Below are 15855 nucleotides of genomic sequence, written 5' to 3'. Positions count from 1 at the left end.
AAAAGGTGAAGACTGGATGGTCGCTGCTAAAAATAAACAAATTTCAGCTATTTCTAACCTTTGTTTGACAGTCGATCACGTAGTGCCTTTTGCCGAATCACTACATGCAGCCCTCTACACGCCGATCAAGGATAGACCATGAGCCTCCCTTCGCTTGCCGAGCTGCCCCGCATTCTCCTGCCGTTTGTCACCCGTGCCGAGCAGTCGTTCCGTGCGGCCGTCGAGGCGCTCGATGATGATCATGGCCTGTCCGGCTGGACGCCTGAACGCTGGGCGCAATTCGCCCGCGTCACCGCCGCCAGCGACTTCGTGATTGAGCAGAGCGTACGTGACCCTTTGATGTTGCTGGCGCTGGTGCAGTCCGGCGAACTGGATCGCGGCTTTGCACCCGGCGAGTTGTGCGCGCAGATAGCGGCGGCGGTCAATGCGGCTGAAACCGAAGACGAACTCGGTCGCGCCCTGCGTCGCCAGCGCACCCGCCAGCAAGTGCGCATCATCTGGCGAGACCTGACCCGTCAGGCCGATCTGGTCCAGACCTGCCGCGACCTCTCGGACATGGCCGATGCCAGCATCGATCAGGCCTATCAATGGTTGTACTCGCGCCATTGCCAGCAGTTCGGCGTGCCGACCGGTCGGCGCAGCGGCGAGCCGCAGCAGATGGTCATTCTCGGTATGGGCAAGCTCGGCGCGGTGGAGCTCAACCTGTCGTCGGACATTGACCTGATCTTCGCCTACCCCGAGGGCGGCGAAACCGTCGGCGTGAAACGTTCGCTGGATAATCAGGAGTTCTTCATCCGTCTCGGCCAGCGCCTGATCAAGGCGCTGGACCCGATGACCGTCGACGGTTTCGTGTTCCGCGTCGACATGCGCCTGCGGCCCTACGGTTCGGCCGGTGCGCTGGTGCTGAGCTTCAATGCGCTGGAGCAGTATTACCAGGATCAGGGCCGCGACTGGGAACGCTACGCGATGATCAAGTCGCGGGTGGTGGCCGGCGATCAGGTAGCTGGCGCGCAACTGCAAGAGATGCTGCGCCCGTTCGTCTACCGGCGTTATCTGGACTTCTCCGCCATCGAAGCGCTGCGCACCATGAAGCAGCTGATCCAGCAGGAAGTCCGGCGCAAGGGCATGGCCGACAACATCAAGCTTGGTTCCGGCGGCATCCGCGAAGTCGAGTTTATCGCCCAGGCGTTTCAGCTGATCCACGGCGGCCGCGACCTGAGCCTTCAGCAACGACCTCTATTAAAAGTACTGAGCACCCTCGAAGGTCAGGGTTACCTGCCGCCGGCGGTGATCAGCGAATTGCGCGAAGGCTACGAATTCCTGCGTTACACGGAACACGCCATTCAGGCGATTGCCGACCGCCAGACCCAGATGTTGCCGGAAGGCGCACAGGATCAGGCGCGCATTGCCTTTATATTGGGTTTTGCCGATTGGGACGCCTTTCTTGAGCGACTTATGTATTGGCGCGGTCGTGTGGCGTGGCACTTTGGCCAGGTGATCGCCGATCCCGACGAAGAGGAAGGCACCGAGAGCGAAGTGGTGGTCGGCGGTGAATGGCTGCCATTGTGGGAGGAAGCGCAGGACGAAGAGGCCGCTTGTCGTCAGTTGGAGGAGGGCGGGTTTGTCGACGCCACCAAAGCGCTGAAAGCCTTGTCCAGCCTGCGCAGCAGTCCGCAATTGCGCGCGATGCAGCGTTTGGGGCGCGAGCGTCTCGATGCCTTTATTCCACGGTTGCTGGCACAGGCGGTCGAACACGCCAATCCGGATCTGGTGCTGGAGCGCGTGCTGCCGCTGGTTGAAGCGGTGGCCCGGCGTTCCGCGTATCTGGTGCTGCTGACCGAAAACCCCGGCGCGCTGCGACGTTTGCTGACCTTGTGCGCCGCGAGTCCGTGGATCGCCGAACAAATCACTCGCTTCCCGCTATTGCTCGACGAATTGCTCAACGAAGGCCGGCTGTTCAAGCCGCCGTTGGCGCCGGAACTGGCCGCCGAGTTGCGCGAGCGCCTGACGCGAATTCCCGAGGACGACCTCGAACAACAAATGGAAGCCCTGCGCCATTTCAAACTGGCGCACCGCTTGCGCGTCGCCGCGTCGGAAATCGCCGGCAGCCTGCCGCTGATGAAAGTCAGCGATTACCTGACCTGGCTCGCCGAAGCGATTCTCGAGCAAGTGCTGGCCCTGGCCTGGCGCCAGACCGTGGCCAAATACGGCACGCCGCTGCGCAGTGACGGTACGCTGTGCGATCCGGGCTTCATCATTGTCGGTTACGGGAAAGTCGGCGGGCTGGAACTGGGGCATGGTTCGGACCTGGACCTGGTGTTCATTCACGACGGCGATCCGCAGGCCGAAACCGACGGCCCGAAACCCATCGACGGCGCGCAATTTTTCACCCGGCTCGGGCAGCGGATCATTCACTTGCTCACGGCCCAGACCAACTCCGGTCAGCTGTATGAAGTGGACATGCGCCTGCGACCGTCCGGTGCTTCCGGTCTTTTGGTGAGTTCGCTCGGGGCGTTTGCGCGTTATCAGGAAAACGAAGCCTGGACCTGGGAACATCAGGCGCTGGTGCGGGCGCGGGTGCTGGTGGGCAGTCAGGACGTCGGCCAGGCGTTCGAGAAGGTTCGAGCGGCGATTTTGGGCAAGGCCCGGGATTTACCGACCTTGCGCCAGGAGGTCAGCGAAATGCGCGCCAAGATGCGCGACAACCTCGGCAGCAAGAGCACCGCGGCCGGCACCGGGGCGAATGCCTTCGAGGCCACGGCGCCGTTCGATCTCAAGCAGGACGCCGGTGGTATCGTCGATATCGAATTTATGGTGCAATACGCGGCCTTGGCGTGGTCCGAAACACACCCGCCATTGCTGCGCTGGACGGACAATATCCGCATTCTGGAAGAGCTGGAACACGAAGGGCTGATGCCCGCCGAAGACGCCAGCCTGTTGCGCGAGGCCTATAAAGCCTATCGCTCCGCCGCGCACCGGCAGGCCTTGCAGAAGGACGCCGGGGTGATACCAGGTGACCAGTTTGTGGACGAGCGACGGCAGGTATTGCGGATCTGGCACGAGCTGGGGCTAAGCTGATTTGGAATGTGGCGGGCTTTTGTGGCGAGGGAGCTTGCTCCCGCTGGAGTGCGAAGCGCTCCCAAATCAGATTGTGCGGTCTGTCAGATTAAGCACGTAGCGGCAGGTTTTGGGTCTGCTTCGCAGCCCAGCGGGAGCAAGGGTTTATGCTGATTGACACAGTTGTGCATTAAATTGATCCGACGAGCCCCAACCCGCTCGTCCAAATGACCTGCCAGCCAAGGCTGCAGGTGCTGGATTCTCGAGGCGGGGAGGCGTATGCCTCCCCGGTTCGTTTTTGGAAACCACATGAAAATTCTGATCGTTGGGCCCAGTTGGGTCGGTGACATGGTGATGGCGCAGACACTGTTTCAGTGTCTCAAGCAACGCCACCCGCAATGCGAAATCGACGTCCTGGCTCCGGAGTGGAGCCGGCCGATTCTTGAGCGCATGCCCGAAGTTCGCCAGGCCTTGAGCTTTCCGCTCGGCCACGGCGCCCTGGAGCTGGCGACGCGTCGGCGCATCGGCAAATCCCTGGCCGGCCAGTACGACCAGGCGATCCTGTTGCCCAATTCCCTGAAGTCGGCATTGGTGCCGTTTTTCGCCGGCATCCCGAAACGCACTGGCTGGCGTGGCGAATTCCGCTACGGTCTGCTCAATGACGTGCGCACGCTGGACAAAGAACGTTATCCGCTGATGATCGAGCGCTTCATGGCCCTGGCTTACGAGCCCGGCCTTGAACTGCCGAAACCGTATCCGCGCCCGACCTTGCAGATCGATCCAGTGACCCGCGAAGCGGCGCTGGCCAAATTCGGTCTGGCCCTTGATCGTCCGGTATTGGCGCTGTGCCCTGGCGCCGAGTTTGGCGAGTCCAAACGCTGGCCGTCCGAGCATTACGCCAAGGTCGCCGAAGTGAAGATTCGCGAAGGCTGGCAAGTCTGGTTGTTCGGTTCGAAAAACGATCACGCGGTGGGCGAAGACATCCGCGCGCGGTTGATTCCCGGCCTGCGTGAAGAGTCGGTGAACCTCAGCGGCGGCACGTCCCTGGCCGAGGCCATCGACCTGATGTCCTGCGCGGACTCGGTGGTGTCCAACGATTCCGGCCTGATGCACGTCGCCGCGGCGCTGAACCGCCCGTTGGTGGCGGTGTACGGCTCGACGTCGCCGGGCTTCACGCCGCCGCTGGCCGAGCACGTCGAGATCGTGCGCCTGGGCATCGAATGCAGCCCGTGCTTCGATCGCACGTGCCGTTTCGGTCATTACAACTGCCTGCGCCAGCTGATGCCGCAAGCGGTGAACGAAGCCTTGCAGCGGTTGCAGGGCACTGTGGTCGAGGTCAAATAGTTTGCGGGTTCTGCTGATCAAGACTTCTTCGCTGGGCGACGTGATTCATGCGTTACCGGCGCTGACCGACGCGGCCCGGGCGATCCCCGGCATTACGTTCGACTGGGTGGTGGAAGAAGGTTTCGCCGAAATCCCGACCTGGCACCCGGCCGTGGGCAAAGTGATTCCGGTGGCGATCCGTCGCTGGCGCAAAAACATCTGGCAGACCATCAAGAGTGGCGAGTGGAAGCGCTTCAAGCAAAGCGTTCGCGCCACGAAATATGATCTGGTGATTGACGCGCAGGGCCTGTTGAAAAGCGCCTTGCTGACCCGCTACGTCAAGGCGCCGGTGGCGGGCCTCGATAAAGGTTCGGCACGGGAGCCGATCGCCGCGCGTTTCTATGATCGGCGGCTGGCGGTTGCCCGTGGTCAACACGCGGTTGAACGAGTGCGACAGTTGTTCGCCATCGCCCTGGGCTACGACCTGCCCAAAGGGCTGGGCGACTACGGCCTGAACGTCGAGCGTCTGGTGGAACTGCCGCGCAAGAATCCTTACGTGGTGTTCCTGCACGGCACCACGTGGGACACCAAACACTGGCCCGAAGCCTACTGGCGCGAGCTGGCCGAGCGCGTCGGCTATCTCGGCGTCGGCGTGAAGCTGGCGTGGGGCAATCCGGCGGAGAAAGCCCGGGCCGAGCGCATCGCCAAGGACATGCGACACGTCGAAGTGCTGCCCAAACTGAATCTGGCGGGCGTCGGCAAAGTGCTGGCCGGCGCGCAGGCGTGCGTGGCGGTGGACACCGGTCTCGGTCACCTCGCCGCTGCACTGGACGTGCCGACGCTGTCGCTGTTCGGTCCGACCAACCCGGGTCTGACCGGCGCGTATGGCAAGGCGCAGATTCACATTGCCAGCGATTTCCCCTGCGCACCGTGCCTGCAAAAGAAATGCACCTATCAACCGACGGCCGAAGATGCCCGTCAGTTTGACCTGAAACGCGAGTCGCCGCTGTGCTTCACGCGTTTGAATCCCGAGCGTGTCGCGACCCGACTGAGCACGTTGTTACTGGCTGAGGAGCTGCGCTGATGCAATTGGCATTCGTCTTGTACAAGTACTTTCCATTCGGCGGCTTGCAGCGCGATTTCATGCGCATTGCCCTGGAGTGCCAGCAGCGTGGTCATCAGATTCGTGTCTACACGCTGATCTGGGAGGGCGATATTCCTCCGGGTTTCGAAGTGCTGGTGGCGCCAGTCAAGGCGTTCTTCAATCATCGACGCAACGAGAAGCTCAGCGAGTGGATGGAAGCCGATCTGGCCAAGCGTCCGGTGGACCGGCTGATCGGCTTCAACAAGATGCCGGGGCTGGACGTCTACTACGCCGCCGACGGCTGTTTCGAAGACAAGGCGCAAACCCTGCGCAACTCGCTGTACCGTCGTTGGGGCCGCTACCGGCACTTCGCCGAGTACGAGCGCGCGGTGTTCGCCAAAGACGCCAAGACTGAAGTGTTGATGATCTCCGAAGTCCAGCAGCCGCTGTTCATCAAGCATTACGACACGCCGCTGGAACGCTTCCATTTGCTGCCGCCGGGCATTTCTCAGGACCGGCGCGCGCCGGCCAATGCCGCCGAGATCCGTGCCGAATTCCGACGTGAGTTCAACCTGAAAGACGATGACCTGTTGCTGGTGCAGATCGGCTCCGGGTTCAAGACCAAAGGCGTGGATCGCAGCCTCAAGGCGCTGGCCGCGTTGCCCGCTGATCTGAAGAAACGCACCCGGCTGTTTGTAATTGGCCAGGACGACCCCAAATTGTTCCAGATGCAGAGCGCAACTTTGGGGCTCGGCGACAACGTGACGTTCCTCAAGGGCCGCAGCGATATCCCGCGTTTCCTGCTCGGGGCCGATCTGTTGATTCACCCGGCGTACAACGAAAACACCGGGACCGTGTTGCTCGAAGCGCTGGTGGCCGGGTTGCCGGTGCTGGTGAGCGCGGTCTGTGGTTATGCCCATTACATCGCCGAGGCCGACGCGGGCCTGGTGCTGGATGAACCCTTCGATCAGGCGCAGCTCACGCAATACCTGACCGGCATGTTGAACGACGCCAAGGCACGAGCGGCCTGGAGCCGCAACGGTCTGGCCTTCGCCGAGACGGCCGACCTCTACAGCATGCCGCAACACGCGGCCGATGTGATTCTGGCGGAGCACGCTTAATGAAGTTGATGCTGGCTGAACCGTTCAAGAGCCTTTGGGCCGGACGCGATCCGTTCGCCGAGGTCGAAGGGCTTCAGGGTGAGGTGTACCGCGAGCTGGAAGCTCGCCGTACGTTGCGCACCGAGGTGAACGGCAACGGGTTTTTCGTGAAGATCCACCGTGGCATCGGCTGGGGCGAGATCTTCAAGAACCTGCTGACCGCCAAGTTGCCGGTACTCGGCGCGGGTCAGGAATGGAAAGCCATTCAGCGTCTGCAAGAAGTCGGTGTGCCGACCATGACCGCCGTCGCTTATGGCGAGAAAGGCAGCAACCCGGCGGATCAGCATTCGTTCATCGTCACCGAAGAACTGGCGCCGACCGTCAGCCTCGAAGACTTCAGCATCGACTGGATCAAGAACCCGCCCGAGCCAAAGCTCAAGCGTGCGCTGATCGCCGAAGTCGCGCGCATGACCGGCATGATGCACCGCGCCGGGGTCAACCACCGCGACTGCTACATCTGCCACTTCCTGCTGCACACCGACAAACCGGTGACGGCTGACGACTTCAAACTCTCGGTGATCGACCTGCACCGCGCCCATACCCGCCCGACGATCACCCAGCGCTGGCGCAACAAGGATCTGGCGGCGCTGTACTTTTCGGCCCTAGACATCGGCCTGACCCGGCGCGACAAGCTGCGTTTCCTCAAGGGTTATTTCCAGCGGCCCCTGCGCCAGATCCTCGGCGAAGAAGCCGGGTTGCTCACCTGGCTCGAAGGCAAGGCCAACAAACTCTACGACCGTAAACAGCGATACGGGGATGCGCTCTGATGTCGGGCTGGAGACTGGAACCTGCTTACAGCGACCTGGCCGACGACTTCGGCAGCCTTGAGGCAGTGTTTGCCCTTCAGGGCGAGCAGGTGACCCTCGACCCGTTGTCCGAGGTCGTCCGCGTCAAGCGCAATGGCGTCAACTATTACGTCAAGCGCTACGTGGGCGCTGGCAAGGGCTTGCGCCGCTACCTCGGCAAGCCGCGAGTGAAAATGGAATGGCAAAACCTCAAGCGCTTTGCCAAGTGGGGCATTCCCACTGCCGAAGTGGTGGCCTGGGGGCTTGAGCGGCACGGTGCAGCCTACGCTCGCGGGGCGATGATCACCCGCGAACTGCCAAATACCGAAGACCTGAATGCCTTGGCTGAGCGGCGTGACCCAAAACTGAAGGATCGCGCCTGGGTCGACCACATCAGTCGACAACTGGCCGGTTACACCCGGACCATGCACGACAATCGCTTCACCCATAACGATTTGAAGTGGCGCAATCTGCTGGTCGACGATCAGGCGCGACTGTTCCTGATCGACTGCCCCAACGGTGATTTCTGGAGCGGCTTCTGGCTCAAGTACCGCATCACCAAGGATCTGGCGTGTCTGGACAAGGTCGCCAAATATCACCTGTCGGCCACCCAGCGCCTGCGCTTTTACCTGCAATACCGCCAACGGACGCGGCTCAATGCTGCCGATAAAAAACGGATCCGGCACGTGGTGAGATTTTTCGAGGGACGCGAATGACTGATTTTCTGGCCGCTGAAGACCGTGCGCTACTGGAGCGTCACGGCCTCGGCACTTTCGATGCACTGTGGGCCAGACAGCTTGAGGCTGTGGATGAGCCCAACACCGCGCGCGGTGGCTGGAGCAGTGTGTTTAGGCTGGATCTTGAAGGTCACGGCTTCTACCTCAAGCGTCAAAGCAATTACCAGATGCGCACCCTGCATGCGCCGTTCGGCGAACCGAGTTTTGCCCGGGAATTTCGCAACATCAGCCGTTATGAACGGCTTGGCATTCCGGCGCTGAAAGCGGCGTTCTTCGGTGAGCGCAAGGTCGATGGCGAAGTCCGGGCGATTTTGCTGACTCGTGCGCTGGACGGCTGGGATGACCTGGATTCGCTGTTGGAACGCTGGTCGGATCTGGGGCCGGCGCAGCACTCGGCCATTTTGCAGGCGTGTGGACAACTGGCTCGTCGGCTGCACGGCGCGCGTCAGGTTCACGGCTGCTTCTACCCCAAACACATTTTTCTCCAGGCCACCGGCGACGGTTACATGGCCCAGCTCATCGACCTGGAAAAGACCCGGCCGCTGCTGTTCGGTCAGCGAGACCGGGTCAAGGATCTGGAGCCGCTGACGCGGCGGTCGCCCCAGTGGAGCGACGCGCAGTTGCGCGAATTGTTGGCCGTCTACCTGGATCAACCGCAGGACAGTTCACTGATCGACCGCTGGCTGACGCGATTGACCGCGCGGCGCAGTTACAAGGGGGCGAACTGATGCGTTTATCCGAACTGAAAGAGGCGGGTCGCCATCCGGATCTGCCGCTGAGCATTTCGCTGGCCGATGCCGCCGGGCCTGCCGAGTTGCAGTTGTTGAGCCTGTTGCGGGTGTTGCCAGGCCAGCGCTACGTTGGCGCCGGTGTCTGGCGTGGCCGGCCGGTGTTGGCCAAGTTGCTGGTCGGCAGTAAAGCGGCGCGGCATTTTCAGCGTGAGCTGGGCGGCGTGCGTTTGCTCGCCGCCCAAGGGCTGACCACGCCGCAGCTGTTGGCCGATGGCCTGAAGGATGGCGAGGGTGGCTGGCTGCTGTTCGATTTCCTCGAGGGCGCCGAGAGCCTCGGTGATACCTGGAAGCAGGTCGAGCATTTGCCGGTGCTCGCGGATGGGCAAGGGGCAGTGTTGGCCGAGGCGTTGGGCGCTATCGGCCAAATGCACCGCAAAGGGCTATGGCAGGAAGACCTGCACCTGGATAACCTGCTGCGTCAGGGCGGTCGACTGTATTTGATCGACGGCGCCGGGATCTGCACCGAAACCCCTGGCCAACCGCTGTCGCGGCAGAAAGTCCTGGAAAACCTCGGGGTGTTTTTCGCCCAGTTGCCCAAGTCGCTGGAGCCGTTCACTGAAGAATTGCTGGTGTATTACCTCCTGAGCAATGGCGAACATGCCTTGCCGATGGAAGCGTTGCAGAAGCAGATCGACAAGGTGCGCAGTTGGCGCCTCAAGGATTTTCTGATCAAGGTCGGCCGCGAATGCACGCTGTTCAGCGTGCAGCGCGGAGCGTTCGGTTTGCGGGCGATTCGCCGCGAAGAAGAAACGGCGATGCTTCCGGTGCTGGAGCAGGCCGATGCGTTGCTCGATCAGGGGCATCTGTACAAGACCGGCGGCGCGGCGAGTGTCGGAAAAGTCGAGGTGGCCGGTCGTACGCTGGTGATCAAGCGCTACAACATCAAAGGGTTTGCCCACTGGCTCAAACGCTTCTGGCGCCCGAGCCGTGCCTGGCATTCCTGGCGCGAAGGCAATCGATTGGCGTTCCTCGGCATCGCCACGCCGAAACCGTTGGCGGTACTGGAAAAGCGTTTCCTCTGGTTGCGCAGCCGGGCTTATCTGGTGACCGAGCACTTGCCGGGGCCGGACATCATCGAACGGTTCGCGCCGTACGTTGACAGCGGTGAAGCGCCCGACGCCGAGCTGGTGGCGCTGGATCATCTGTTTGCGGAGCTGATTCGCGAGCGGATCAGTCACGGCGACTTCAAGGGCCATAACCTGTTCTGGCACGAGGATCGCTGGGCGCTGATCGATCTGGATGCGATGTGTCAGCACGGCTCGCTCGGCAGCTTCGCCCCGGCGTATGCGCGGGACCGGGCGCGGTTCATGCGCAACTGGCCTGAGAGTAGTGCGCTGTATCAGGTCATTGATCAGCGGCTTCCCAAAGATATCTCTGGCGCTGCCTAAGTCCCCTTCGTCGGAACGCCGCCCGGAGCAAGCCCGCTCCCACATTTGATCGCATGCTAATCCAGCAACTCGGTCTAATGTGGGAGCGGGCTTGCTCCGGGCGGCGTTCCGACGAAGGGGCCAGAACAGCTACCCGAGATTTAGGGACAAGTTCTTATGAAATGTCCTACATGATCTCCAGAACCCATGAACTGTGCCCTGAATAGTCACGATGCTAGTTTGCCTGACGAACCCGGAGGGCAAATCTTGACTATAAAAACAGCTGTCATGCTCGGTGCATGCTCATTGGCGTTATCCGGTTGCGGGACTGTTGCGACGGTCCTGCAGAATGACGAAGACGCCGCTCGTGGTCTCAGAAAGCAAAAAACCTACTGCCAATCCATCCCTCGTGTCTACAGCGGCCTGGCCTACGATTTTTGTATGCTGAACGCGCCGCCGGACCCCACTGGCGTTCTCGTACCGTTTGTCCTGCTGGATCTGGCGTTGTCTGGTGCGCTGGACACCGTTTCCTTGCCGTACACGATTTACCGTCAGGCTACCGACGGAAATCTCACTATTTATTGGCGTGCAGGCCGCGGGTAACTCTTTTGTATTCATGTGCGCCAGTGCTACACCTAGTGCACCAGGCTCGAAAGCAAAGGATGAATAGCGTCGTGTCGACCCCGATATTACCCTCTCAACAGTTCTTTCTTTTTGAAAACGAAAGTGAATCCGAAGCCAGCATCGATGCGAAAAAACTTTTACCTCCGACCGGGAAGTACAGCGACTTCGTCATTTACGTCGATGAGAGCGGCGATCACGGGATGCAAACACTAGATCCAAACTATCCAATGTTTGTGCTCGCGTTTTGTGTTTTTCAGAAAAGACACTATTGCGAAAAGGTTATTCCTGCCCTTCAGAAATTTAAATTCAATCATACGGGGCACGACCGATCGGTCTGCATGAGCTGGAAATTCGAAAAGAGAAGGGAGCCTTTTCTAGTCTGTTCACCTCCAGAGAGCACAAACATGCCTTTCTCGATGAGTTGACGGGCATCATTGAAGCAAGCAATTTCGTCCTGATCAGTTGTGTGATCGACAAAGCCTCTCTTCGCGAAAAGCAAGGTCCCGTTCACAACCCTTACCGCGTTGCCCTGGGCTTCTGTCTGGAAACGCTTTATGAGTTTTTACAGGAAAAAAATCAGCAAAGTGCATTGACTCATGTGATTTTCGAGCGCCGAGGGAAACGGGAGGATAACGAGCTTGAACTGGAGTTTCGTCGCATGTGCGATGGCGCGAACCGATTGGGCATTCAGCTGCCGTTCGATATCGTCTTTGCCACTAAACAAGTGAATTCCACGGGGTTACAGCTAGCGGATCTTGTTGCAAGACCCATTGGTATGAGCGTTTTGAGGGCTGGGCAAGAGAATCGTGCCTTTGACGTGCTCAAGCGTAAGTTCTATTGCAGTGGTGGTCGAAATAATGTGGGAGAGGGGTTCGAAAACTGGGGTTTAAAAATTTTCCCGCTTTCAGAAAGCGAAAAGCCCCGGTGAAACTCACCGAGGCCGCAACGCCGACCGGGATCCCCCAGTCCATTTGCGCAGGAGTCTATGTCGAGGATCTTCTACTGTCAACGCGCGAGCCGGCTGTTTCCCGCTAGAGGTTTGCCGCTGCTTTTAAGCTATAATCCCGCCCTTTAGCTGTCTCTCGCCCCCTTGCGAGGGCACATTCATTTTGAGGCGCCTTGCGCCTGCATGCAGACTAAAGAGGCTAGACCCCTGTGGCATTGACGATTCTTGGCCTGTCCGGCGCCCTTAGCCATGATCCTTCCGCAGCCTTGTACATCGACGGCAAGCTGGTCGCGGCGGCTGAAGAAGAGCGCTTCGTGCGCGACAAACATGCAAAGAACCGCATGCCTTACGAATCGGCGAAATTCTGCCTCGAACAGGCTGGCATCAAGCCATCCGACGTTGACGTGGTAGCGATTCCGTTCGCGCCGATCAGCCTGTTCGGCAAGGCGCGCTGGCACTACGCCAAGCGTTACTGGTACGCCCCGGACCGCGCCCTTGACGCAATCCTGATGGGCAACCGCCGCTACAAGCGCTACCGCAACAAGATTGTCTGGTGCCTCGAGCAGCTGGGCTTCGATCCGAAGAAAATCAAGATCGAGCCGGTCGAACACCACCTGGCTCACGCCTCCAGCGCTTACCATTGTTCCGGTTTCAAAGAGAAAACCGCGATCCTCGGGATCGATGGCAAAGGTGAGTACGCCACGACCTTCTTCGGCTACGGCGAAAACGGCAAGATTCACAAGATCAAGGAATTCTTCGATCCGGACTCCCTGGGCGGCCTGTACGGCGCGATCACCGAGTTCCTCGGTTTCGAGATGCTCGACGGCGAGTTCAAGGTCATGGGCATGGCGCCGTACGGCGACGCCAGCAAATACGATTTCTCCCGTCTGGCCTCGTTCGAAAACGGCGAGCTGGTGATCAACACCGACTATGCCAACGTCATCGGCCTGCGTCGCTATAAAGAGAAGGGCAAGGGTTTCTACTTTTCGCCGAAGCTGATCGAGTGGCTGGGTCCGAAGCGCGAAGGCGACATCGCCGACGAACCGTACATCCACTACGCCGCGAGCATGCAAGCGCTGTTCGAGAAACTGGCGTTGCAGATGATCGACCACTACCTGGGTGACGTGCTCAAGGAAACCGGCAAGCTGGCCTTCGCCGGCGGCTGTGCGTTGAACGTCAAGCTGAACCAGAAAATCATCGCCCGCGACGACGTCAAGGAACTGTTCGTGCAGCCTGCGTCCGGCGATGCCGGCACCGCGGTCGGTGCGGCGGCTTATGTGTCTCACGCCCGTGGCGTGCCGGTCGAGAAGATGGAACACGTCTACCTCGGCCCGTCGTACAGCAACGAAGACGTGCTTGCAGCATGCGCCCGTCACCCGAGCAAGCCGGTCTGGCGCAAGCTCGAGAACATGCCGGAAAACATCGCCAAAATCATGGTCGATGGCAACCCGGTCGCGTGGTTCCAGGGGCGTATGGAGTTTGGTCCGCGTGCCTTGGGCGGGCGTTCGATCATCGGTTGCCCGAGCGCGACCGGCGTGGCCGACCGCATCAACCACCAGATCAAGTTCCGCGAGCGCTGGAGGCCTTTCTGCCCGTCGATGCTCGACACCGTCGCACCGCAGATGATCAAGATCGATCACCCTGCGCCGTTCATGACGTTCACTTTTGAAGTGGCTGAAGAGTGGAAGACCCGCGTGCCGGAAGTCGTCCACGAAGACGGCACCTCCCGGGCCCAGGTGCTCAAGCGCGAATACAACCCGCGCTACTACGACATGATGAAGGCGCTGGAAGTACTGACCGGCAACGGCGTGTCGCTGAACACCTCGCTCAACCGTCGTGGCGAACCGATGATCTGCTCGCCGACGGATGCCCTGAACATGTTCTTCGGTTCCGACCTACAGTATTTGATCATGGAAGACATTCTGGTGGTCAAAGAGGGCGCGGACGCATATGACACGCTCGGCTGAACGCCACGTGCTGCAGTTCTGTCACGGCTATGACGGTCCGTTTCTGGACTGCGCCCGGCAGTACGCCAGCCTGTTCGCGGGGACCGGTTATCGAGTGACCACGGTGTTTCTGACCGGGGTTGCCGATGCCGGAGTCGCTGAGGCCTGTGCCTCCGATGAAGTGCTGTTCATGGAATACAGTTCCAAGGCTATTCGTGGCCTGAAGCTGGGCGCCATCGGCGATCTGCGCAAGATCGCCGCTTCGCGCAATTTCAGTTTCTGCATTGCTCACCGCTTCAAGCCGATCTATATCGCCTTGCTTGGCACTTCGTTGCCGGTGATCGGCGTCCATCACGCGTTTGACGACTATAAGCGCGGCACTCGCCAATTCTTTGCGAATTTTTTCCGCAAGCGTTTGAGTCTGCTCGGGGTCTCCGATGCCGTGCGCGACGACATGCGCAGCTGCCTGCCGAAATGGCCGGCTGCACGGATTCAGACGCTCTATAACCGCATCAATGTGCAAGCCTTGCAGGACAGTCACGTGTCGGTTCGAGAAGCCCGGGAAACCCTGGGTTTGTCGATGGATGCGTGGATTGTCGGCAACGTTGGCCGACTCCACCCGGACAAGGACCAGACCACGTTGCTGCATGGTTTTGCCGCGGCGTTACCGGGTTTGCCGGCTAACAGCCAGTTGGTGATTCTGGGTGTCGGTCGGCTGGAACAGGATCTCAAGGCCATGGCCCGTGAGCTGGGGATCGGCGACCGCGTGCTGTTCCTCGGTCAGGTGCCCGAAGCCCGTCGTTATTTCCGCGCCTTCGATGTGTTTGCCTTGAGCTCCGATCACGAACCGTTCGGCATGGTGCTGCTGGAGGCCATGGCCGCCGGCGTGCCGTTGCTCGCGACGGCATGCGGCGGTGCGAGGGAAGTGGTCGAGGGCGTCGGCATTCTGTTCCCGCTGGGCGATGCCGAGCGCATGGCTCAAGGGCTGCAGCATCTGGCCGCAATGGATGATCAGCAACGCCGCCAGTGCGCCGAGCTGATGCTCGAGCGCTTGCGTGAGCGTTTCTCCGACCGTGCGGTACGCGATGCTTTCTGGCATTTGCCAAACGTCACCGAACTGGCGGCGAGGGGCTGATGCTCAACCGATTTCAAGGATGGCGCGAGCGTGGCTGGGCGGTGATCGACGCCTCGACGTACACCGAGGCCTGGCACCGTTATGGTGGCAGCGTCGCCACTCATCCGATGGTGGTCGAGCGACTGGCGCAGTTGGCCGACATTCCGGTGCGTTACCTGGCCTGGGCGCCGAATGGCGAAGTCGAGGCTGCGATTCCGACTTGGGGCCGCGACCTTGCGTTGTCCAAGGACGTGCTCAAGCGCAACGGTAAAAAGGGCCTGTTCGACCTTGGCAATGCTGAGTTCATCCTGCCTGCCGCCGCTGATACGCAAGCCCCTCTGCGCCATCGTGCACGCTACTTGTCCGCGCTGAATGAAGGCCGCTTCAGCGGCATCAGGCTGCAGGCCGAACAACTGGCCATGGCCCGGACTCCCGAAGAACTGTCGAAGAAGTTTCGCTATAACCAGCGTCGCGAATTGCGTTTGCTGGAAGAGGCGGGCGGCGTGGTGCGGCCGGTCAGCGAGTTTTCCAGCGTCGAGCTGGCGGCGATCTATTGCGACTTGTTCCAGCGTCGCTGGGGTTTTCCGGCGACCGGGGCCGAGCGCATGGCCGAGGTGATCGAGTTGTTGCGTGATTTGTTGATCGGCTCGGTGATTTTCCTCAACGATGCGCCGATCGCTATTCAACTGGTGTACCGCGTCGAAGCGCCGCAATGGATCAGCGTCGAGTACATCAATGGCGGCGTCGATCCCGAAACCCGGGAATTCAGCCCCGGTAGCGTGTTGAGTTTTCTCAATACCCAAAGCGCCTGGGAGCATGCGCGTGCGCTGGACAAGCCCCTGCGTTTTTCCTTCGGTCGCGCCGACCGTGAATACAAGGACCGCTGGTGTAATCCTGTACCGGTCTTCACCGTATGAGCGA

General features: G+C 60.5%; 12 protein-coding genes and 1 pseudogene. All 13 read left to right on the top strand.

The window, feature by feature from the left end:
* Window positions 1-138 precede the first annotated feature (138 nt).
* The 13 genes and pseudogenes from glnE to ACYZTL_RS13150 all read left to right on the top strand — a co-directional run bounded on the left by glnE (window position 139) and on the right by ACYZTL_RS13150 (window position 15851).
* Window positions 139-3078: a bifunctional [glutamate--ammonia ligase]-adenylyl-L-tyrosine phosphorylase/[glutamate--ammonia-ligase] adenylyltransferase gene (glnE, locus tag ACYZTL_RS13210; RefSeq protein WP_461952156.1), complete on the top strand. Its 2940-nt coding sequence runs from the start codon at window positions 139-141 to the stop codon at window positions 3076-3078.
* A 288-nt stretch (window positions 3079-3366) separates the two neighbouring features.
* Window positions 3367-4401 (top strand): lipopolysaccharide heptosyltransferase II, encoded by a 1035-nt coding sequence (waaF, locus tag ACYZTL_RS13205; protein WP_461952155.1) that lies wholly within the window; start codon window positions 3367-3369, stop codon window positions 4399-4401.
* A gap of 1 nt (window position 4402) precedes the next feature.
* Window positions 4403-5464, top strand: coding sequence for a lipopolysaccharide heptosyltransferase I (waaC, locus tag ACYZTL_RS13200; RefSeq protein WP_461952154.1), 1062 nt, complete (start codon window positions 4403-4405; stop codon window positions 5462-5464).
* The gene (locus tag ACYZTL_RS13195; protein WP_461952153.1) at window positions 5464-6585 is read left to right on the top strand and encodes a glycosyltransferase family 4 protein; all 1122 of its coding nucleotides are present in this window, start codon (window positions 5464-5466) and stop codon (window positions 6583-6585) included. The genes waaC and ACYZTL_RS13195 overlap by 1 nt, the downstream gene beginning before the upstream one ends.
* Window positions 6585-7391, top strand: a complete 807-nt coding sequence (rfaP, locus tag ACYZTL_RS13190) for a lipopolysaccharide core heptose(I) kinase RfaP (RefSeq protein ID WP_461952152.1) — start codon at window positions 6585-6587, stop codon at window positions 7389-7391. The genes ACYZTL_RS13195 and rfaP overlap by 1 nt, the downstream gene beginning before the upstream one ends.
* Window positions 7391-8125, top strand: coding sequence for a lipopolysaccharide kinase InaA family protein (locus ACYZTL_RS13185; RefSeq protein WP_461952151.1), 735 nt, complete (start codon window positions 7391-7393; stop codon window positions 8123-8125). Before rfaP ends, ACYZTL_RS13185 begins: the two co-directional genes overlap by 1 nt.
* Window positions 8122-8874, top strand: coding sequence for a lipopolysaccharide kinase InaA family protein (locus ACYZTL_RS13180; RefSeq protein ID WP_461952150.1), 753 nt, complete (start codon window positions 8122-8124; stop codon window positions 8872-8874). The genes ACYZTL_RS13185 and ACYZTL_RS13180 overlap by 4 nt, the downstream gene beginning before the upstream one ends.
* A complete protein-coding gene (locus ACYZTL_RS13175) occupies window positions 8874-10325 on the top strand; it encodes a lipopolysaccharide kinase InaA family protein (RefSeq protein WP_461952149.1) in 1452 nt (483 codons plus the stop codon). The genes ACYZTL_RS13180 and ACYZTL_RS13175 overlap by 1 nt, the downstream gene beginning before the upstream one ends.
* 246 nt (window positions 10326-10571) lie before the next feature.
* Complete coding sequence (locus ACYZTL_RS13170) at window positions 10572-10907, top strand: YceK/YidQ family lipoprotein (RefSeq protein ID WP_461952148.1); 336 nt, start codon at window positions 10572-10574, stop codon at window positions 10905-10907.
* 71 nt (window positions 10908-10978) lie between these two features.
* Window positions 10979-11856, top strand: a pseudogene (locus ACYZTL_RS13165) (DUF3800 domain-containing protein).
* Window positions 11857-12083: 227 nt separating this feature from the next.
* Window positions 12084-13841 carry a carbamoyltransferase family protein gene (locus tag ACYZTL_RS13160; protein WP_008027860.1) on the top strand — a complete coding sequence of 586 codons (1758 nt, stop codon included), beginning with the start codon at window positions 12084-12086 and terminating at the stop codon, window positions 13839-13841.
* Window positions 13825-14955 carry a glycosyltransferase gene (locus ACYZTL_RS13155; protein WP_461952147.1) on the top strand — a complete coding sequence of 377 codons (1131 nt, stop codon included), beginning with the start codon at window positions 13825-13827 and terminating at the stop codon, window positions 14953-14955. The genes ACYZTL_RS13160 and ACYZTL_RS13155 overlap by 17 nt, the downstream gene beginning before the upstream one ends.
* Entirely contained in the window at window positions 14955-15851 is an 897-nt protein-coding gene (locus ACYZTL_RS13150) for an antimicrobial resistance protein Mig-14 (protein ID WP_461952146.1), read from the top strand. Before ACYZTL_RS13155 ends, ACYZTL_RS13150 begins: the two co-directional genes overlap by 1 nt.
* Window positions 15852-15855 lie beyond the last annotated feature (4 nt).

It is taken from the genome of Pseudomonas sp. LB3P81, from assembly GCF_054897965.1.
Note: the sequence above shows the minus strand (reverse complement) of the source record. Positions and strands in the feature narration are given on the sequence as shown.

What these genes read in the sequence shown, in the direction of transcription:
- glnE (WP_461952156.1), top strand. Translation starts at nt 139, where the DNA reads ATGAGCCTCCCTTCGCTTGCCGAGCTGCCCCGCATTCTCCTGCCGTTT.
- waaF (WP_461952155.1), top strand. Translation starts at nt 3,367, where the DNA reads ATGAAAATTCTGATCGTTGGGCCCAGTTGGGTCGGTGACATGGTGATG.
- ACYZTL_RS13195 (WP_461952153.1), top strand. Translation starts at nt 5,464, where the DNA reads ATGCAATTGGCATTCGTCTTGTACAAGTACTTTCCATTCGGCGGCTTG.
- rfaP (WP_461952152.1), top strand. Translation starts at nt 6,585, where the DNA reads ATGAAGTTGATGCTGGCTGAACCGTTCAAGAGCCTTTGGGCCGGACGC.
- ACYZTL_RS13185 (WP_461952151.1), top strand. Translation starts at nt 7,391, where the DNA reads ATGTCGGGCTGGAGACTGGAACCTGCTTACAGCGACCTGGCCGACGAC.
- ACYZTL_RS13180 (WP_461952150.1), top strand. Translation starts at nt 8,122, where the DNA reads ATGACTGATTTTCTGGCCGCTGAAGACCGTGCGCTACTGGAGCGTCAC.
- ACYZTL_RS13175 (WP_461952149.1), top strand. Translation starts at nt 8,874, where the DNA reads ATGCGTTTATCCGAACTGAAAGAGGCGGGTCGCCATCCGGATCTGCCG.
- ACYZTL_RS13155 (WP_461952147.1), top strand. Translation starts at nt 13,825, where the DNA reads ATGACACGCTCGGCTGAACGCCACGTGCTGCAGTTCTGTCACGGCTAT.
- ACYZTL_RS13150 (WP_461952146.1), top strand. Translation starts at nt 14,955, where the DNA reads ATGCTCAACCGATTTCAAGGATGGCGCGAGCGTGGCTGGGCGGTGATC.